Annotated in this window: 16 protein-coding genes; 6 read left to right on the forward strand and 10 right to left on the reverse strand. The window is 73.4% G+C overall.

Translation table 11 applies throughout. The annotated features are described in order from the left end of the window. The first annotated feature begins 163 nt into the window (after positions 1 to 163). From ACFHW0_RS03435 to ACFHW0_RS03450, 4 genes are read left to right on the forward strand one after another with little or no spacing between them, the layout of a single operon-like run. A complete protein-coding gene (locus ACFHW0_RS03435; protein WP_121395986.1) occupies positions 164 to 919 on the forward strand; it encodes an amino acid ABC transporter ATP-binding protein in 756 nt (251 codons plus the stop codon). A gap of 58 nt (positions 920 to 977) precedes the next feature. Next, positions 978 to 1,856, forward strand: a complete 879-nt coding sequence (locus tag ACFHW0_RS03440; protein WP_416605405.1) for a glutamate ABC transporter substrate-binding protein — start codon at positions 978 to 980, stop codon at positions 1,854 to 1,856. A gap of 41 nt (positions 1,857 to 1,897) precedes the next feature. Continuing rightward, positions 1,898 to 2,605, forward strand: a complete 708-nt coding sequence (locus tag ACFHW0_RS03445; protein ID WP_416605407.1) for an amino acid ABC transporter permease — start codon at positions 1,898 to 1,900, stop codon at positions 2,603 to 2,605. Continuing rightward, entirely contained in the window at positions 2,602 to 3,570 is a 969-nt protein-coding gene (locus ACFHW0_RS03450; RefSeq protein ID WP_416605408.1) for an amino acid ABC transporter permease, read from the forward strand. The genes ACFHW0_RS03445 and ACFHW0_RS03450 overlap by 4 nt, the downstream gene beginning before the upstream one ends. 64 nt (positions 3,571 to 3,634) lie before the next feature. Here the strand turns inward: ACFHW0_RS03450 and rny are convergent, their stop codons facing one another. The 9 genes from rny to ACFHW0_RS03495 form a co-directional block, all read right to left on the reverse strand. After that, positions 3,635 to 5,401, reverse strand: a complete 1,767-nt coding sequence (rny, locus tag ACFHW0_RS03455; RefSeq protein WP_416605409.1) for a ribonuclease Y — start codon at positions 5,399 to 5,401, stop codon at positions 3,635 to 3,637. Between the two features lie 912 nt (positions 5,402 to 6,313). Next, a complete protein-coding gene (locus tag ACFHW0_RS03460; protein ID WP_416605410.1) occupies positions 6,314 to 7,027 on the reverse strand; it encodes a 3-keto-5-aminohexanoate cleavage protein in 714 nt (237 codons plus the stop codon). Between the two features lie 202 nt (positions 7,028 to 7,229). Beyond that, the gene (locus ACFHW0_RS03465) at positions 7,230 to 7,925 is read right to left on the reverse strand and encodes a regulatory protein RecX (RefSeq protein WP_416605411.1); all 696 of its coding nucleotides are present in this window, start codon (positions 7,923 to 7,925) and stop codon (positions 7,230 to 7,232) included. Positions 7,926 to 7,939: 14 nt separating this feature from the next. After that, positions 7,940 to 8,986: a recombinase RecA gene (gene recA / locus ACFHW0_RS03470; protein ID WP_089001435.1), complete on the reverse strand. Its 1,047-nt coding sequence runs from the start codon at positions 8,984 to 8,986 to the stop codon at positions 7,940 to 7,942. 184 nt (positions 8,987 to 9,170) lie between these two features. Continuing rightward, positions 9,171 to 9,371: a DUF3046 domain-containing protein gene (locus ACFHW0_RS03475; protein WP_357087184.1), complete on the reverse strand. Its 201-nt coding sequence runs from the start codon at positions 9,369 to 9,371 to the stop codon at positions 9,171 to 9,173. 4 nt (positions 9,372 to 9,375) lie between these two features. After that, positions 9,376 to 10,683 (reverse strand): MFS transporter, encoded by a 1,308-nt coding sequence (locus tag ACFHW0_RS03480; RefSeq protein ID WP_416605413.1) that lies wholly within the window; start codon positions 10,681 to 10,683, stop codon positions 9,376 to 9,378. 78 nt (positions 10,684 to 10,761) lie between these two features. Further along, the gene (locus ACFHW0_RS03485) at positions 10,762 to 11,904 is read right to left on the reverse strand and encodes an acyl-CoA dehydrogenase family protein (protein ID WP_416605414.1); all 1,143 of its coding nucleotides are present in this window, start codon (positions 11,902 to 11,904) and stop codon (positions 10,762 to 10,764) included. A gap of 63 nt (positions 11,905 to 11,967) precedes the next feature. Beyond that, complete coding sequence (locus ACFHW0_RS03490) at positions 11,968 to 12,705, reverse strand: UdgX family uracil-DNA binding protein (protein ID WP_416605415.1); 738 nt, start codon at positions 12,703 to 12,705, stop codon at positions 11,968 to 11,970. A 116-nt stretch (positions 12,706 to 12,821) separates the two neighbouring features. Further along, positions 12,822 to 14,162 carry an aminotransferase class I/II-fold pyridoxal phosphate-dependent enzyme gene (locus ACFHW0_RS03495; protein WP_416605417.1) on the reverse strand — a complete coding sequence of 447 codons (1,341 nt, stop codon included), beginning with the start codon at positions 14,160 to 14,162 and terminating at the stop codon, positions 12,822 to 12,824. A gap of 34 nt (positions 14,163 to 14,196) precedes the next feature. On the opposite strand from ACFHW0_RS03495, the gene ACFHW0_RS03500 reads away from it, so the two are divergent. Together ACFHW0_RS03500 and leuE are read left to right on the forward strand one after the other, a co-directional pair. Then, positions 14,197 to 15,441, forward strand: coding sequence for a bifunctional pyridoxamine 5'-phosphate oxidase family protein/GNAT family N-acetyltransferase (locus ACFHW0_RS03500; RefSeq protein ID WP_416605418.1), 1,245 nt, complete (start codon positions 14,197 to 14,199; stop codon positions 15,439 to 15,441). Continuing rightward, positions 15,438 to 16,106 (forward strand): leucine efflux protein LeuE, encoded by a 669-nt coding sequence (gene leuE / locus ACFHW0_RS03505; RefSeq protein WP_416605419.1) that lies wholly within the window; start codon positions 15,438 to 15,440, stop codon positions 16,104 to 16,106. The genes ACFHW0_RS03500 and leuE overlap by 4 nt, the downstream gene beginning before the upstream one ends. Positions 16,107 to 16,116: 10 nt before the next feature. Here the strand turns inward: leuE and ACFHW0_RS03510 are convergent, their stop codons facing one another. Further along, positions 16,117 to 17,043, reverse strand: a complete 927-nt coding sequence (locus tag ACFHW0_RS03510; RefSeq protein WP_416605420.1) for a sporulation protein — start codon at positions 17,041 to 17,043, stop codon at positions 16,117 to 16,119. Positions 17,044 to 17,168: the final 125 nt, after the last annotated feature.

Genomic DNA, 17,168 nt, shown 5'->3' on the forward strand with positions numbered 1-17,168 from the left:
TCCCCGCTACGCGGGCGGGCCGGAGCGCGGTCAAAATCGGACTCTTGACCGCGTTCCGAACTGGTGTTATCGCTCCGTGACCAACCGAGTTGCGTCCCGCCACATCCCCCCGCCTACAGTTGCCCAACCGGGGGTCACCCGACCCCGCGCGACGACAGGGACGGTGAACGACGTGACGACGGGCGAACCGCTCATCGTGCTGGACTCGGTCAACAAGTGGTTCGGGCCGCTGCACGTGCTGGACGACGTCTCACTGTCAGTCGGGCGCGGCGAGGTGGTCGTGGTGATCGGCCCGTCGGGCTCCGGCAAGTCGACGCTGTGCCGCACCATCAACCGCCTCGAACCGATCAGCTCCGGCACGATCACCTTCGACGGGCAGCCGCTGCCGGCCGAGGGCAAGGCGCTGGCGAAGCTGCGCAGCGAGGTCGGCATGGTGTTCCAGTCGTTCAACCTCTTCGCGCACAAGACGATCCTCGAGAACGTCACCCTCGGGCCGGTCAAGGTCCGCAAGGAGAAGCCGGCGGCGGCGCGCGAGCGCGGCCTGGCCCTGCTCGACCGGGTGGGCATCGCCAACCAGGCCGACAAGTTCCCGGCCCAGCTCTCCGGCGGTCAGCAGCAGCGGGTGGCGATCGCCCGGGCGCTGGCCATGCAGCCCAAGGCGATGCTCTTCGACGAGCCGACCAGCGCGCTGGACCCGGAGATGGTCGGCGAGGTGCTGGACGTGATGACGTCGCTGGCCCGCGAGGGCATGACCATGGTCGTGGTGACCCACGAGATGGGCTTCGCCCGGCACGCGGCGAACCGCGTCATCTTCATGGCCGACGGGCAGCTGGTCGAGGACGCGCCGCCGGCCGAGTTCTTCGCCAACCCGCGCAGCGAGCGGGCCAGGGACTTCCTCTCCAAGATCCTCACGCACTAGGCGTCCGTACCTGGAGCGCGCCGTCCCCCGGCGGGTTCCGTCGAAGAAGGAGATCAACATGCGTATCACGCGCGTAGCGGCGCTCGCGGCGGCCGCCACCCTGGCGCTCGGCATGACCGCCTGCGGTGGCGACGACGCCGACGAGGGCACCGGCGCCGGCAGCAAGTCCTTCGCCGCCGGCAGCACGATGGAGCGCCTCAACAAGGCCCAGGCCATCAAGATCGGCACCAAGTTCGACCAGCCCGGCTTCGGCCTCAAGGGCCTGTCCGGCAAGCCGGAGGGCTTCGACGTCGAGGTAGCGAAGATCATCGTCAAGGAGCTGGGCATCCCCGAGGACAAGATCGAGTGGGTCGAGACCCCCTCGAAGGTCCGCGAGGACGTGATCGTGAACGGCACGGTCGACCTGGTCGCCGCCACCTACACGATCAACGACAAGCGCAAGGAGCGCATCGCGTTCGCCGGGCCCTACTACGAGGCCGGCCAGAACATCATGGTGAAGAAGGACGACACCTCCATCACCGGGCCGGACTCGTTCAAGGACGGCACCAAGAAGGTCTGCTCGGTCACCGGCTCGACGCCCTTCGAGGAGATCAAGAAGTACGTCAAGGACGTCGCCACCCAGCTGGTGCCCTTCGACACCTACGACAAGTGCCGCGACGCCCTCAAGAACGGCCAGGTCGACGCCGTCACCACGGACAACGTGATCCTGCTCGGCTACATCGCCAAGGACGAGGCGTCGTTCAAGCTGGCCGGCGACAACTTCACCAAGGAGCCGTACGGCCTCGGGGTGAAGAAGGAGGACACCGACTTCCGCAACTTCGTCAACGACACGCTGGAGAAGGCGTTCGCCGACGGCAGCTGGAAGAAGGCCTGGGACGGCACCGCCGGCAAGTTCGGTGCCGAGCTGGGTTCCGCGCCGGCTGTCAACCGCTACTGACCTGAATCCTTGATCTGGAGGGTGGGGAGGAAGACCGACCCGTGAGTGTGCTCATCGACAAGTTCGACGTCTTCGCGGGTGGTTTCTGGCTCACCCTCCAGATCTGCGTACTCGCCGCGATCGGCGCCCTGATCGTGGGTGCCGTCGTGGCGGTACTGCGGATCTCCCCGGTGCCGCCGCTGCGGGCGCTCGGCACCGCCTACGTCAACGTCTTCCGCAACATGCCGCTGACCGTCGTGATGTTCTTCGCCGCGTTCGGCCTGCCGGCGCTCGGCTCCAACGCCGACTTCCTGCGCGTCCCCGGCCTCGACGCGGTGTTCAGCCGGCTCGACACCGATCTGCCGTATTTCCGCTTCGCGCTGATCGCGCTGACGCTCTACACGGCGGCGTTCGTCTGCGAGGCGCTGCGCTCCGGGGTGAACGCCGTGCCCGCCGGCCAGGCGGAGGCCGCCCGGTCGCTGGGGCTGACCTTCGGCCAGAACCTGCGCTACGTGGTGATGCCGCAGTCCTGGAAGGCCTCGGTGGTGCCGCTCGGCTCGGTGATCATCGCGATGATCAAGAACTCTGCCCTGGTCGGCTTCTTCGGAGTGGTCGGCGACCTCTCGCAGACCGCCGACCAGCTGACCTCGGCCGAGGGCTACGCCTTCATCCCCGTCGCCATCGGCATCTCGATCGGATACCTGATCATGACCGTTCCCCTCGGCGCTTTCCTCGACCGCGTCGAGAAGCGACAGGCGGTGGCCCGGTGAGCCAGCAGAGCGTCCTCTACGACGTCCCCGGTCCCCGGCAGCGCCGGCTCACCCTGATCGGCAGCGCGGTCGCGACGGTGCTGGTGCTGGTCGGCGCGTACTTCCTGGTCTACCGCCCGCTGAACGACAAGGGCCAGTTCTCGATGGAGCTGTGGGGGCCGCTGATCGACCCCTCCAACGAGAACTTCTCGCTGGTGTGGGAGCGGATCGGCATCGGCTTCAAGAACACCCTGACCGCCGCCGCCCTGGCGATCGTCTCCTCGCTGGTGGTCGGCACCCTGCTCGCGGTGCTGCGGATCCAGCTCAAGAGCCTGACCCGGCGCCGGTTCACCGGGCTCGCCACGCCACTGGCGTACCTGCTGCGCGGGCTGAGCCTGCTGCTGTCGGCGGTCACCCGGGTCTGCGTCGAGGTGTTCCGGGGCCTGCCCGTGGTTCTCACGATCTTCTTCGTGGCCCGCGGCTTCCCCGAGTTCGGCGTCTCGTTCGACACGCTCTGGTACCTGGTCATCGGCCTGACCGTCTACAACTCCGTGGTGATCGCCGAGATCCTCCGCTCCGGCATGGAGGGCCTGCCGGGCGGGCAGGCCGAGGCGGCCTCCGCGATCGGGCTCTCCCCGTTGCAGACCACCCGGATGATCCTGCTGCCGCAGGCGTTCCGGATCATGCTGCCGGCGCTGATCAGCCAGCTCGTCGTGGTGCTCAAGGACACCTCGCTCGGCTTCATCATCAGCTACGAGGAGACCCTCAACATCGGCAAGCAGATCATCGGCGCGCTGGACAACCCGATCCAGGTCTACGTCGTGATCGCGGTGATGTTCATCCTGGTGAACTACTCGCTGTCGAAGCTGGCCCAGTACGTGCAGCGCCGGCTCTCGCGCGGTCGCAAGACCGCCGGCACCCCGGCCCAGAACCCGCCCCCGGCCGCGCTCGCCTCGCAGTCGGAGAGCAACGGCCAGGGCATCTGAGCTGACCAGATCCCACGACGAAGGACCGGCCCGGTGATCGGGCCGGCCCTTCGTGTCGACGCCGTCAGCGGGCGATCTCGGTGACCCGGGACTCGCGGACCACGGTCACCCGGATCTGCCCCGGGTAGGTCAGCTCCTCCTCGATCTGCTTGGCCACGTCCCGGGCCAGCACGGCCGCGCCGATGTCGTCCACGTCGTCCGGTTTGACCATCACCCGGATCTCCCGGCCGGCCTGCATGGCGAAGACCTTCTCCACGCCGAGCTTGCCGGCCGCGATCTCCTCGATCCGCTCCAGCCGCTTGACGTACGCCTCCAGGCTCTCCCGCCGGGCCCCCGGCCGACCGCCCGAGCAGGCGTCGGACGCCTGGGTGAGGACGGCCTCGATCGTCTGCGGCGGCACCTCGTTGTGGTGCGCCTCGATGGCGTGGACGACGTCCTCGCTCTCGCCGTACTTGCGGGCCAGGTCGGCCCCGATGATGGCGTGGCTGCCCTCCACCTCGTGGGTGAGCGCCTTGCCGATGTCGTGCAGGAACGCCGAGCGCTTGATGATCGGCACGTCCAGCCGCAACTCGGCGGCCATGATGCCGGCGATGTGCGCGGTCTCCACCAGGTGCTTGAGCACGTTCTGCCCGTACGACGTCCGGTAGCGCAGCCGGCCGAGCAGGGTGACCAGCTCCGGGTGGATCTCGGTGATGCCGACCTCGACCAGGGCGTCCTCGGCGGCCCGCTGGCAGAGCTCCTCCACCTCGTGCCGGGCCAGGTCGTAGACCTCCTCGATGCGGTGCGGGTGGATCCGCCCGTCCAGGACCAGCTTCTCCAGCGTCAGCCGGCCGACCTCCCGGCGCACCGGGTCGAAGCAGGAGAGCAGCACCGCCTCGGGGGTGTCGTCGATGATCAGGTTGACGCCGGTGACCGACTCGAAGGCCCGGATGTTGCGGCCCTCCCGGCCGATGATCCGCCCCTTCATCTCGTCGCCGGGCAGGTGCAGGACGCTGACCACGCTCTCCGCCGTCTGCTCGCTGGCGACCCGCTGGATGGCGTCCACGACGATGTGCCGGGCGCGCTGCTCGGCGGTGCCGCGGGCGTCGGACTCGATGTCGCGGACCAGCAGGGCGGCCTCCCGCTTGGCCTGGACCTCGATCGCCTCGACGAGTTCCGCCCGGGCGGCGTCGGCGGTGAGGCCGGCGACCCGCTCCAGCTCGCGGCGCCGGTGCTCCTCCGCCTCGGCCAGCTCGGCCTCGCGCTGGGCGAGGGCGGCCTCGCGGGCCGACAGGGCCGCGCTGGCGGCGGTGAGCTGCCGCTCCCGCTCGGCGAGCCGCTCCACCTCCTCGGTGTGCAGCCGCTCGCGCTCGTCCATCCGGGCCGCCCGCCGCTCCACCTCGGCGGCCTGCTCGCGGGTGGTGGCGGCGAGCACCGCGACCTCCCGCTCGCCGCTGCGCCGGGCGGTGGCCCGCAACTGCTCGGCGTCGGCCTCGGCCTGCTTGTGTGCCCGTTCGAGGACGGTGTCGGCCTCCGCCCGGGCGTCGTCGAGCACCCGGCGTGCCTCCGCCCGGGCCGCCTTCGCCTCGGCCTTCGCGGCCGCCGCCTCGGCGCGGGCCGCCGCGGCGGCGGACTTCGCCACGTCGATCGTGCTGTTGGCCTCGTCGGCGGCGGTGCGCAGGGCCGCGAGGGACTGCTCCTGCCGGTCCTTCTCGGCGATGAAGGCGGGATCCTCGGGCGCCGGCGCCGCACCGAACCGGCGCAGCGCCCGTACGCCGAGCAGCACCGCCCCGAGCACGACCACGGTCAGGACCAGCACCACGGCGAGGATCACGACGTCGAACCCGCTCATGCCGGCGCCCCGTCCCGCCCGGTGGCCACGGTGCCCGGCCCGACCGGCCCGCTCATGTCGGGACCCCGGTGGAACTGCGCCGCCTCGCCATGGCCGCCTCCCCTGAACGTCGGGACCGCAGCGACCGTGCCGATGGGCACGCACCCTGCGGCTGTGGACGCCCGACCGGAGCGACTGGCCGTGGGGTAGCTTCCGTCGGCGGTGCCCACGCGGGAGCATCGCCGACGGCCGGGTGCAGTTGTCGCGCCAGCGTCGGACCGGCCAGTCCGAAGCTGCCGTCAGTGACCGATCAGATCGGCCAAAGTGATGCTGTTCCGTTACGCGATCTATGTTGTGCGCTTAGCCTGCGCTTGGTCGGGCAATGTGAGCCTGTATGGCGAGGCTAGGTCTCCCGGGGGGCTCCGGTCAAGAACTCATGATCAAACCCCCCGAACGGAGAGAAGTTGTCGCGTCACGCAAGGCTGATGCACGCCCGGACACCGGCGGACAAAACGGTAGCGGATCGTGCCTCCCTACACGTCGGCCCTGCTCAGCGCGGGCCCCGAGCACGCGCCCACCGAGGCGCCACCCGACGGCCGCGCGCGTACTCCGCCGCCGCGCCACCGGCCGACTGTGACGCAACCGTCTGCGCCGCAGCGCTCGCCGGGATCCACGGGTGGCCGCACGACTACCGCTGCCCTGATCGTCTGTCACCGAGCCGGCCGTTGACGGGGTCCGGGGCCGGGTCCGCGTCAACCGATCATGAGCGCCGGACGGGGCCGGCGAACGGCGGCGGCACAGCGGCAGGGCCGCAGGGCGGCGAGGCAGCGGCGGGGGCGCAGGGCGGCGAGGCGGCGGCGGGACCACAGGGTGGCGAGGCGGCGGCGGGGCCGCAGGGCGGCGGGTCGCAGGGCTGGTTCCGGGCCGGGCGGGTCAGTGGGCGCCCGCCGCCAGCGCCGCCGCCACCAGTGCGGCGTTGTCGGCCGCGGGCGAGCCGTCGGGCAGCGACAGCGTGTCCTCCAGCCCGATGCGGCTGTGCAGGCCCCGGCGCACCGCCTCGGTCAGCACCGACCAGGTCGCCGGCCCCTCGGCATGCAGCAGGACCGGCGGGCTTCCGGCCGCAGGGGACGGCAGCGCCGCCAGCATCGCGGCGGCGTCCGCAAGCGCCACCGCCGGATCGTCGGCCATGCACTCGATCAGGATCCGCCCGGCGGGCACCCGCCACCGCGCGTACGCCGCGACCGCGTCGACCGTCCAGATTCCCGCCTCGACCATGACGCCCCGCTCGTGCAGGACCGCCGCCACCGCCTCCGCGCCCGGCTCGTGAGCGTTGACCGAGGCGAAGTCGGGCAGCACGGTCCAGGCCCGGACCGCGGCCACCCGGGCAGCCGGCTGCGGCTCGATCCAGGCTCCGGTGCTCACCCCGACCGGCAGCCCCGGCCGGGCGATCCGGATCGCGTCCAGCGCGGCGGCGACCACCGACGGGTGCAGGGACTCCCGGCCGGCGGCGTCCCGCGGATGCACGTGCACGGCGCCGGCGCCGAGGGCCGCGCAGCGGGCCGCGTCGGCCGCCAGCTCGACCGGGGTGACCGGCACCGCCGGATGCTCGTCACGCCCTCGGGCCCCGTTGAGGCACGCCTTCAACATCGAAGTCCCCCTCCGCCCACCGCCGGGCCCCGCGGCTCGTCACCACACGCCTCCAACACGAAGTCCACCGAGAGGTTCGCCGCCCTGTCGCGACACGTCCTCTCCGGCCAACCCGATCGGGCCGCCTCCGGTCCGGCTGCCGGGCTCAGGGGCCCGTCGCGACACGTCTTGAGCAGCGGCCCCTCCCGGCCGGCGCTCCCGTTCACCGGAGGGGGCGGTTGTCCCGGTCCAGCTCGCCCTCGGCGTCGGCGAGCGCGTCGGCGTCGATCTGCTCGGCGAACTCGGCCGCCTCGGCGCTCTGGGCGGCGAGCGCGTCCTTCACCGCCCGGATCGCCACGCCCGGCGGGTAGCCCTTGCGGGCCAGCATGGCCACCAGCCGCCGGAAGACCGCGTCCGGCTCGCCCCGGGCGGTGCGCAGCTTCCGCTCGACCAGGGCGCGGGCGGTCTCGGCCTCGGTCTCCTCGTCCAGCTCGCCGAGCGCCTCGCTCGCGACCTCTCCGTCGACCCCACGCTGGCGCAGCTCGTTGGCCAGCGCCCGGCGGGCCAGGCCCCGGCCGGAGTGCCGGCTGGCCACCCAGGCCCGGGCGAACGCGGCGTCGTCGATGATGCCGACCTCGTCGTAGCGGTCGAGCACCTCCGCCGAGACCTCGTCGGAGACGCCCCGTTTCGCCAGCGCCCCGGCCAGCTCGGCCCGGGTGCGGGGCCGGACGGCCAGCTGGCGCAGGCAGATCTCCCGCGCCAGCTCGGCCTCGTCGCGCGGCGGGGCCGGGGGCGCCTCGGGATCGGTGTCGTCGGTACGGCCGCGCCGGGCCCGACGGGGCCGGGGCGCGCTGTCGTCACCCGCGCGGGCGGGGCTGGCATCCCAGCCCCGCCCGGTGCGGGCGCGTCGTCCTGCCACGGGTCAGGAACCGGTCAGAAGTCGACCGGCGGCAGCTCCGGGCCACCGGCGGCGTCACCCGCGCCGACCCCGACGCCGAGCTTCTCCAGGATCTTCTTCTCGATCTCGGCGGCGACGTCCGGGTTCTCCCGGAGGAACTCGCGGGCCTTCTCCTTGCCCTGGCCCAGCTGGTCGCCGTCGTAGGTGTACCAGGCGCCGGACTTGCGGATGATCGCCTGCTCGACGCCGACGTCGATCAGCGAGCCCTCGCGGGAGATGCCCTTGCCGTACATGATGTCGAACTCGGCCTGCTTGAACGGCGCGGCGACCTTGTTCTTCACGACCTTGACCCGGGTGCGGTTGCCGACCACGTCGGTGCCGTCCTTGAGGCTCTCGATGCGGCGCACGTCGAGCCGGACCGAGGCGTAGAACTTCAGCGCCCGGCCACCCGTGGTGGTCTCGGGGCTGCCGAACATCACGCCGATCTTCTCGCGGAGCTGGTTGATGAAGATCGCCGTGGTGCCGGTGTTGTTGAGCACACCGGTGATCTTCCGCAGCGCCTGGCTCATCAGCCGGGCCTGGAGACCCACGTGGCTGTCGCCCATCTCGCCCTCGATCTCGGCGCGCGGCACCAGCGCGGCCACCGAGTCGATGACGATGATGTCGATCGCGCCGGAGCGGACCAGCATGTCCGTGATCTCCAGCGCCTGCTCGCCGGTGTCCGGCTGGGAGACCAGCAGGGCGTCGGTGTCGACGCCGAGGGCCTTGGCGTACTCCGGGTCGAGCGCGTGCTCGGCGTCGACGAAGGCGGCGATGCCGCCGGCCCGCTGGGCGTTGGCCACCGCGTGCAGGGCCACCGTGGTCTTACCGCTGGACTCCGGACCGTAGATCTCGACGACCCGGCCCCGGGGCAGACCGCCCACGCCGAGCGCCACGTCGAGCGCGATCGAACCCGTCGGAATCACCGAGGTCTGGACGACCGGCCGCTCTCCCAGCCGCATCACCGAACCCTTGCCGAACTGCTTGTCGATCTGAGCGAGAGCAAGGTCGAGTGCCTTCTCCCGATCGGGCCCTGCGGCCATGTTTGCCACCCCTGCCTTCGCCGGCGTCTTTCCTGAGCTTCGCGTCACGCGGACACGCTAGGCGCTGGGTCCGACAGAAAACCAGCCGGCCGGCCGTGAGCTGTGGACGAGCACCCCGCTGTGGACAATAGCCGAACAGGTGTACGAGTCGGCAAGCGACACGCGGAAGCCGCGAAACGGCTGCTCAGCGTAGTCGGGCGGGCACCCGGTCGGGATAGGCGGCGCAGACCGCCCGCCACACCACGTGGGCCTGCTCACCCGACGCCAGGGCCTGCTCGATGGTCCGCCCACCGAGCTGCGAGAGCACCTGGTCGCGGGCGATGCTGCCCGCGTAGCCGGGCCCGAAGGCCTCCTCCAGCCGGGACCAGAAGTCGGTCAGCCGCACGTGATCAGTCCTCCTCGTCCGGTGCCCCCACCGGCACCGGCCGCAACGCTAGCGTCACCAGGGGCACCACCGCGACCGCCGCGAGTCCGGTGAGCACCGGATAACCGGCCGCCTCCACGACAAACCCGCTGGCCGCCCCGGCGGCGGCGCCGGCCAGGCCCATGGTCAGGTCGGAGAGCCCCTGCACGCTCGGCCGGATCCCCACCGGCACCGACTCCGACAGCAGCGTCGAGCCCGCGACCATGGTCCCCGACCAGCCCAGGCCGAGCAGGAACAACCCGACCGAGAGCCAGGCCGTGTGGTGCCCGGCCGTGCCGGCGACCGCGCACGCCGCGAGCAGCAGCCCGACGCCGCCGAGGATCACCGCGCGGCGACCGACCCGGTCGGTGAGCCAGCCCGCCACCGGGGCCAGCGCGTACATGCCGGCGATGTGCAGGCTCAGCACGAGACCGACCACCCGCAGCACGTCGGCGTCGTCGTGCCACTCGTGCAGGCGCACCGGGGTCATCACCATCACCGCGACCATGACCAGGTGGCCGACCGCCACCGCGACGATGCCGAGCCGGGCGGCCGGGCGCGCGCGTACCACCGCCCAGGCGGCCCGCATGCCCGCACCGCGACGGGCGGTCGGCGCCGGCGCGACGACGGGGGTCGCCGGGGTGCCGGTCGCCGCCAGCCGGCGCGCCGTGAGCAGCGGGTCCGGCCGCAGCAGCGCCAGGATCGCCCCGGCGGCCAGCACGAGCGCGACGGCGCTGAACGCGAACGGACCGGCCAGCGTCGGCAGCCCCCAGCCGCTGGTGGTGCGGTCGGCGAGCGAGGCGAAGTTCGGCGCGGCGACCGCGCCGAGGGTGGTGGCCCAGACGATCAACGAGAGCTGGCGGCCCCGGCGCGCCGGCTCGGCCAGGTCCACCGCCGTGTAGCGGGCCTGGAGGTTGGCCGCGCTGCCGCCGCCGAACAGGAGCATGCCCAGGAAGAGCAACGGGACCCAGCGGGTCACCGCGGCGAGGACCACCAGAGCGCCGCCGGCCGCGCCGGTCAGGTACGCCACGACCAGGCCGGGCCGTCGGCCACGGACGGTCATGATCCGCGTGACCGGCACGGCGAGCAACGCCCCACCCACGACGGCGGCGCTGCTGACCAGGCCCGCCACGGCGGTGCCGGCGATGTCGGAGGCGAGCAGCGCCCCGACGGCGACGCCGATGGTCACCCCGATACCGCCGATGATCTGGGTGACGAAGAGCAGCCGGAGGGTACGCCGCTGGATGGGCGCGACGTCGGGCGCGGCGAGCGGCGCGGCGAGGTCGGTGGCCATGGCGGCTCCTTCGGGGTAAGGGGTGAGAAGCCATCTCATCCTTGCGCACCCGCCCCGCCGGCCGGCAGCCGGTTGACGCTACAGCCCGAGGCCCCGGCCGATGATCTCCTTCATGATCTCGGTGGTGCCGCCGTAGATCGTCTGCACCCGCCCGTCCAGCCACGCCTTCGCCACCGGGTACTCCAGCATGTAGCCGTAGCCGCCGTGCAACTGCACGCAACGGTCGGCGACCCTGTTCTGCAGCTCGGTGGTCCACCACTTCGCCTTGGCCGCGTCGGTGACCGACAGCCGGCCGGCGTTGTGCTCCGCGACGCAGTGGTTGACGAAGGTGCGGGCGATGGTGACCTCGGTGTCCAGCTCGGCCAGCAGGAAGCGGTTGTGCTGGAACGCGCCGATCGGCCGACCGAACGCCTGCCGGGAGCGGGCGTAGTCGAGGGTGACGGCGAGCAGCCGCTCGGCGGCGGCCACCGCGACGACCGCGATGCTGAGCCGCTCCCGGGGCAGGTTGGCCATCAGGTGGTAGAAACCGTGGTTCTCGGTGCCGATCAGGTTCTCCGCCGGCACCCGGCAGTCGTCGAAGAACAGCTCGGCGGTGTCGTTGGCCTTGAGCCCGACCTTGGCCAGCCGCCGGCCCCGGGAGAAGCCGGGGGTGCCGCTCTCCACCGCGATCAGGCTCACCCCGTGCGCGCCCTGGTCCGGCGCGGTACGCACGACCACGACCACCAGGTCGGCCATCTCCCCGTTGGTGATGAAGGTCTTCTGGCCGTTGAGCACCCAGCTGTCGCCGTCGCGGACCGCGCTCGTGCGGATCCCGGCCAGGTCGGAGCCGGCGCCGGGCTCGCTCATCGCGATCGCGGTGACCAGGTCGCCGGAGCAGAACCCGGGCAGCCAGCGCTTGCGCTGCTCGTCGGTGGCCAGCTCGGTCAGGTACGGCGCCACCACGTCGTTGTGCAGGCCGAAGCCGAGCCCGGTGCAGCCGGCGGCGACGATCTCCTCGTCCAGCACGGCGTTGAACCGGAAGTCCCGCTGCCCGCCGCCGCCGTACTCGGTGTCGACGTCCATGCCCAGCAGGCCGGCCGCCCCGGCCCGGCGCCACACCTCGCGGTCGACGATCCCGTCGGCCTCCCAGCGCTCGTGGTGGGGCACCGCCTCGCGGGTCAGGAACTCGCGGCACAGCTCGCGGAACTCCTCGTGGTCGCGCTCGTAGAGATGCTGCTCCATGGCGGCAAGTGTGGCACCGCTCACCCGCCCTGCCCAGCGGGCCGACGGGCCGGAAGCGGCGGCTCAGCCGGCGAGGGCGCGGGCGGCGACGGTGAGGTCGGCGACCAGCCCCTCGTACGCCTTGTCCTGGTCGTCGGCGCGCAGCACGGCGGACGGGTGGATGGTGGCCAGCAGCCGCGCCGGCGGGGCGTCGGCGACGGCGCCGGTGGAGTCCACCGGCACCCGCCGGAAGTCCTCCGGGTGCTGGGCCGACTCCGGCCAGGGCAGCAGCTCGCCGCGCTGGCGGGTGACCCGGAACGTCGGGCCGAGCAGGGCCTTGGCGGCGGTGGCGCCGAGCACCACCACGATCTCCGGGCGCAGCCGGGCGAACTCGGCCACCAGCCAGGGCCGGCAGGCGGTGACGTGCACCCGGTCCGGGGTCTGGTGGATGCGCCGCTTGCCGCGCTGCTCGAAGCGGAAGTGCTTCACGGCGTTGGTGAGGTAGATGTGGCCCGGGTCGAGCCGCGCGTCGTCGACCGCCCTGCGCAGCAGCCGCCCGGCCGGGCCGACGAACGGCAGGCCCTTCTGGTCCTCCAGGTCGCCGGGCTGCTCGCCGACGAAGACCACCCGCGCGTCGGCGTCGCCCCGGCCGAAGACGGTCTGCGACGCGTCCCGGTAGAGCTCGCAGCCCCGGCAGCCGGCGGCGGCGGCGCGCAGGTCGTCGAGGGTGTCGGCCCGCGGCGGGATGAACTTCTGCGCGCCCGGCGCGGTCTCGGTCTGCTCGGCCATGGCTGCTGTTCTACCCGCTGCGGGAGGGAGCACGCGCGGGACCCGCCGGAAGGGACACGCCGGGTGTGAGCAAAGTGGACGGTGTGGGCGGAGTGGCGACGCGGCGACGCCCGCACCGGGCCGTCCGGGAACGCGTCGGGCTCCCCGGCTCACGCCGTGAAGCCGCCGGGCGGGGCGGGCCGGACGGCCCGGGCCACCGCCTCGGCCAGGTCCGGGATCTCCGCCTCGTCGAGCGAGCTGACGGTGATCCGCAGCGCCGGCGGGCCGGCGATCCGGTGCAGCGTGCCGGGCGCGACCGCCCAGCCGGCGTCGCGCAGCGCGGTCAGCACGCTGGTCTCGTCGTCGACCGGCAGCCAGACGTTGATGCCGCTGCGGCCGTGGGCGAGCAGGCCGTGGCCGGCGAGCGCGTCGATCAGCGCCGTGCGCCGCCGCTCGTAGCTGCCGGCGGCCCGGTCCACCAGCCCGGCCACGGCGGGGTCCCGCCAGAGCGCCAGGACCAGCCGTTGCAGCACGGTGGAGACCCAGCCGGCGCCGACCCGGGCCCGACCGGCCACCCGGGCCACCGTGGTCTCGTCGCCCACCAGCACGGCCAGCCGCAGGTCGGGGCCGAACGGCTTGCTCACCGAGCGGACGAAGGCCCACGCCGGGGTCGCCCCGGCGAGCGGGTGCAGCGGTACGCGGGCCAACTCGGCGGCGTGGTCGTCCTCGATCAGCAGCAGGTCGGAGCGGCCGGCGAGCAGGGCGCGCAGCTGCCCGGCCCGCTCGGCGGAGACCGCCGCGCCGGTGGGATTCTGGGCCCGGCTCGTCACGATCAGCGCCCGGGCGCCGGCGGCGAGCGCGGCGGCGACCCCGCCGACGAGCGGACCGTCGTCGTCGACCGGCACGCCGATCGGCCGCAGCCCGAGCGCGGCGACCAGGTCGAGCAGGTTGGCCCAGCCCGGGTCCTCGACCGCGACCGCGTCGCCGGGGCGCAGGTGCGCGCCGAGCAGCCGCTCGATGCCGTCCAGCGCGCCGCCGGTGACGGTCAGCTCCGTGGCCGGTACGCCGTCGGCGGCCAGCCGCTCGCGGGCCGCCTCGGCCAGCTCGGGCAGCACCCCGGCCGCCGGGTAGCCGAGCGGCTCGCCCGCGTCGGCGGCCAGGCCGGCGAGGTGCGCCCCGAGGGGTGGCAGGAGGCGCACGTCCGGCTCGCCCCGGGAGAGGTCGCGCAGGCCGGGGGCGGTCGGCGGGCGCAGCGCGGAGCGGCGGGACGCCACCGGCGGCCGGGGCCGGACCCGGGTGCCGTGCCGGCCGGCGGTGACCACCAGGCCCCGCTGGCGCAGCTCCTGGTAGGCGCGGGCGGCCGTGGCCGGGCTCACCGCGAGCCGGGCGGCGAGCTCCCGCACCGGGGGCAGCGCGTCACCCGGGGCGAGGGCGGCCGTGCGGATGCCCGATTCGATGCTGGCCGAAATCTCGGCGGCCGTCGTACCGGCGACCTGATAGCGTGCTGACACAAATCAGGGATTGTACTAGAACAAAGGTCGAGCCATGTACGCACCCACCGACCGGACCACCGCCAGCCGCTCCCGGGAGCGGATGAGCTACGACGAGGCTGCCGCGCACGCCGTCCTCGACGAGGCGTACGACTGCGCGCTCGGGTTCACCGTCGACGGCGAGCCCCGGGTGCTGCCCACCCTGCACGTACGCGTCGGCGACACCCTCTACCTGCACGGCTCCACCGGCAGCCGGCCGCTGCTCGCCGCCCGGGGCGACGGGCTGCCGGTCTGCGTCGCGGTCACCCTGCTCGACGGCCTCGTCTACGGCCGCTCGCAGTTCCACCACAGCGCCAACTACCGCTCGGTGGTCGCGCACGGCACCGCCCGCCTGGTCACCGACGAGCGGGAGAAGCTGCGGATGCTGACCGCCCTGGTGGAGAAGGCCGGCGCGGGGCGCAGCGCGGACAGCCGACCCCCGTCGCGCCGGGAGCTGGCCGAGACGGCCGTGCTGGCCCTGCCGCTGCGGGAGGTCTCGGTCCGCGCCCGCAGCGGCGGCGTACGCGACGAGGAGACCGACCTCACCCTGCCGCACTGGGCCGGCGTGGTGCCGCTGCGGCTGACCGCCGGGCTGCCCGAGCCCGACGCCGGGGTGACCGTGCCGGTGCCGGCGTACCTGCGGCCGGAGACGTCGCCGTGGCTCGACCCGGCGGTGCTGCGCGGGGAGCACGTGCTGTTGGAGCCGCTCGACCTCACGCACGCGGACGAGCTGCACGCCGCGACCACCGACCCGGAGGTCTGGCGGCACCTGGGCAGCCCGCAGCCGCCCGACGCCGCCGGCACCGCCGACGGGATCGCCACCGCCCTGGCCGCGCACCGGCGGGGCGAGCGGGTGCCCTGGGCGCAGCGCTGCGCGGTGACCGGCGCGGTGGTCGGCACCACCTCCTTCTACGAGGTGGACCCGGAGCGGCGGGCGGTGGCGATCGGCTACACCTACCTGGGCCGCCCCTGGTGGCGCACCGGGATCAACACGGAGGCGAAACTGCTGCTGCTCACCCGCGCCTTCGAGGAGCTGGGCGCGGTACGGGTCGTCTGGCACACCGACATCCGCAACGACCGCTCGCAGCGGGCGATCGAGCGCCTCGGCGCGTCCCGCGAAGGGGTGCTGCGCAGGCACCGGATCCGTCCGGACGGTTCCTGGCGGGACACCGTGCAGTATTCGATGACCGTCGACGAGTGGCCGAACGCACAGGCCATGCTCCGGGAAAGACTTCGCCGGGCGGCACCCGTGGCCCCATGATGGCGGGCGTGCTGGGCATCACCGACATCTGGACGTACGTGCTGGGCACCGTGGCGATCGTTCTGCTGCCCGGTCCCAACTCCCTCTTCGTGCTCTCCACCGCCGCGCAGCGGGGCGTGGCGGCCGGTTACCGGGCGGCCGGCGGGGTCTTCGTCGGCGACGGGGTGCTGATGGTCCTCTCCGCCGCCGGCGTGGCGTCGCTGGTCCAGGCGTACCCGCCGCTCTTCCTCGTGATCAAATACACCGGCGCCGCGTACCTCGGCTATGTGGGGTTGACGATGCTGCGCGGCGCGTGGCGACGCTGGCGGACCCGCAACGACCCGGCCGCCCCGCGGCTCATCGACGCCGCGGAGCCGGCGGCGCTGCGCAGCCCCTTCCGCAAGGCGCTGGTGATCAGCCTGCTCAACCCGAAGGCGATCCTCTTCTTCGTCTCGTTCTTCATCCAGTTCGTGGACCCGGGCTACGCCTGGCCGGCGCTGTCGTTCCTGCTGCTCGGGCTGATCGCCCAGGTCACCAGCGCGCTCTACCTGACCGCGCTGATCTTCACGGGCACGTTCCTGGCGGCCCAGTTCCGTCGGCGCCACCGCCTGGCCGTCGGCGCCACCACGGGCGTCGCCGCGCTCTTCCTCGGCTTCAGCCTCAAGCTGGCCACCGCCACCGCCTGACCCGGTCGGGTCAGGTGCCGTCGCCGCCGCCGGAGCCCCCGACGCCCGCTCCGCCGGCCGTGCCGCCCAGCCCGAAGCCGGGGTGGATCGGCTCGTCCGGCGGGCGGCTGACGTGCGCCGACCCGGAGAGGGTCGCGGACCAGTCGGCGTGCGCGGCGGCCGCGGCGTGCCGGTTGATCGCCGTACGCAGCCAGGCGTCCACGGTCGCGATCCAGTCCCGCTTGTCGGCGCCGACGTGCCACACCCGGAACCGGCTGATGCTCTGGTGGGTGATCCCGGCCAGGGCCAGCCGCCGGTCCAGCCAGAGGATCACCTCCAGGCCGGCCGGCTCGGCGATGAAGATCAGCTCCAGCTCGGTGATCGGCCCGGCGTAGAGCGGCGCCACCCAGTAGCCGAGCCGCTGGTGCAGCGGCAGGGTCTGCGCCACCCCCGGCAGCCGCGCGTCGACCAGGCCGGCCTGGCGCATGCTGAAGCCGAGCGTGTCGAGGGCCGCCAGGACGTGCGCCTGGGTGGGCAGCGGATGCACGAAGACCGGCACCATCGCGCCCTGGTCGAGGCGGGGCTCGACCGCCACCTCGGTACGCAGCCCCATCCGCAGGCTGAGCAGGGGCGCCCCGCCGAACACGGTCACCGGGGTCTCCCACGGCAGCGGGAACTCGAACGGGATCGACCGGCCCCGCCCGGCCCTCAGCACGAATCCGCCGGCCACCGTCCCCTGGTGGAACTGCACCAGGCGACGGGGCGCCTCCGGGTCGTCCGGCTCGGCCGTGGTGACCAGGCCGAGCCGGACGTGCAGGACGGGTACGTCGGTGGAGCCGGCGACGACGGTGACCCGCCCCGGCAGCCGCAGCCCGGGACGGGTGCTCGCGTTGGCCAGGGCGGTCCGCACCGACAGGCCGGTCCAGCCGGACTCGGGCGACACCCCCGTCAACCGCACGGCACTCCCCCGTCCGCCACCGGGCCAGCTCGGCCACCCCCACGGTCGCGGACCTCGCGCGGGGCCCCCTCCAAGGTCGCGGACCTCGCGCGTGGCCCCCTGTATGGTCGCGGACCTCGCGCGTG

The sequence above is a fragment of the Micromonospora sp. LOL_025 genome, from assembly GCF_048060285.1.
Lineage (GTDB): Bacteria > Actinomycetota > Actinomycetes > Mycobacteriales > Micromonosporaceae > Micromonospora.

What these genes read in the sequence shown, in the direction of transcription:
- ACFHW0_RS03440 (WP_416605405.1), top strand. Translation starts at nt 978, where the DNA reads ATGCGTATCACGCGCGTAGCGGCGCTCGCGGCGGCCGCCACCCTGGCG.
- rny (WP_416605409.1), bottom strand. Translation starts at nt 5,401, where the DNA reads ATGAGCGGGTTCGACGTCGTGATCCTCGCCGTGGTGCTGGTCCTGACC.
- ACFHW0_RS03460 (WP_416605410.1), bottom strand. Translation starts at nt 7,027, where the DNA reads ATGTTGAAGGCGTGCCTCAACGGGGCCCGAGGGCGTGACGAGCATCCG.
- recA (WP_089001435.1), bottom strand. Translation starts at nt 8,986, where the DNA reads ATGGCCGCAGGGCCCGATCGGGAGAAGGCACTCGACCTTGCTCTCGCT.
- ACFHW0_RS03480 (WP_416605413.1), bottom strand. Translation starts at nt 10,683, where the DNA reads ATGGCCACCGACCTCGCCGCGCCGCTCGCCGCGCCCGACGTCGCGCCC.
- ACFHW0_RS03485 (WP_416605414.1), bottom strand. Translation starts at nt 11,904, where the DNA reads ATGGAGCAGCATCTCTACGAGCGCGACCACGAGGAGTTCCGCGAGCTG.
- ACFHW0_RS03500 (WP_416605418.1), top strand. Translation starts at nt 14,197, where the DNA reads ATGTACGCACCCACCGACCGGACCACCGCCAGCCGCTCCCGGGAGCGG.
- leuE (WP_416605419.1), top strand. Translation starts at nt 15,438, where the DNA reads ATGATGGCGGGCGTGCTGGGCATCACCGACATCTGGACGTACGTGCTG.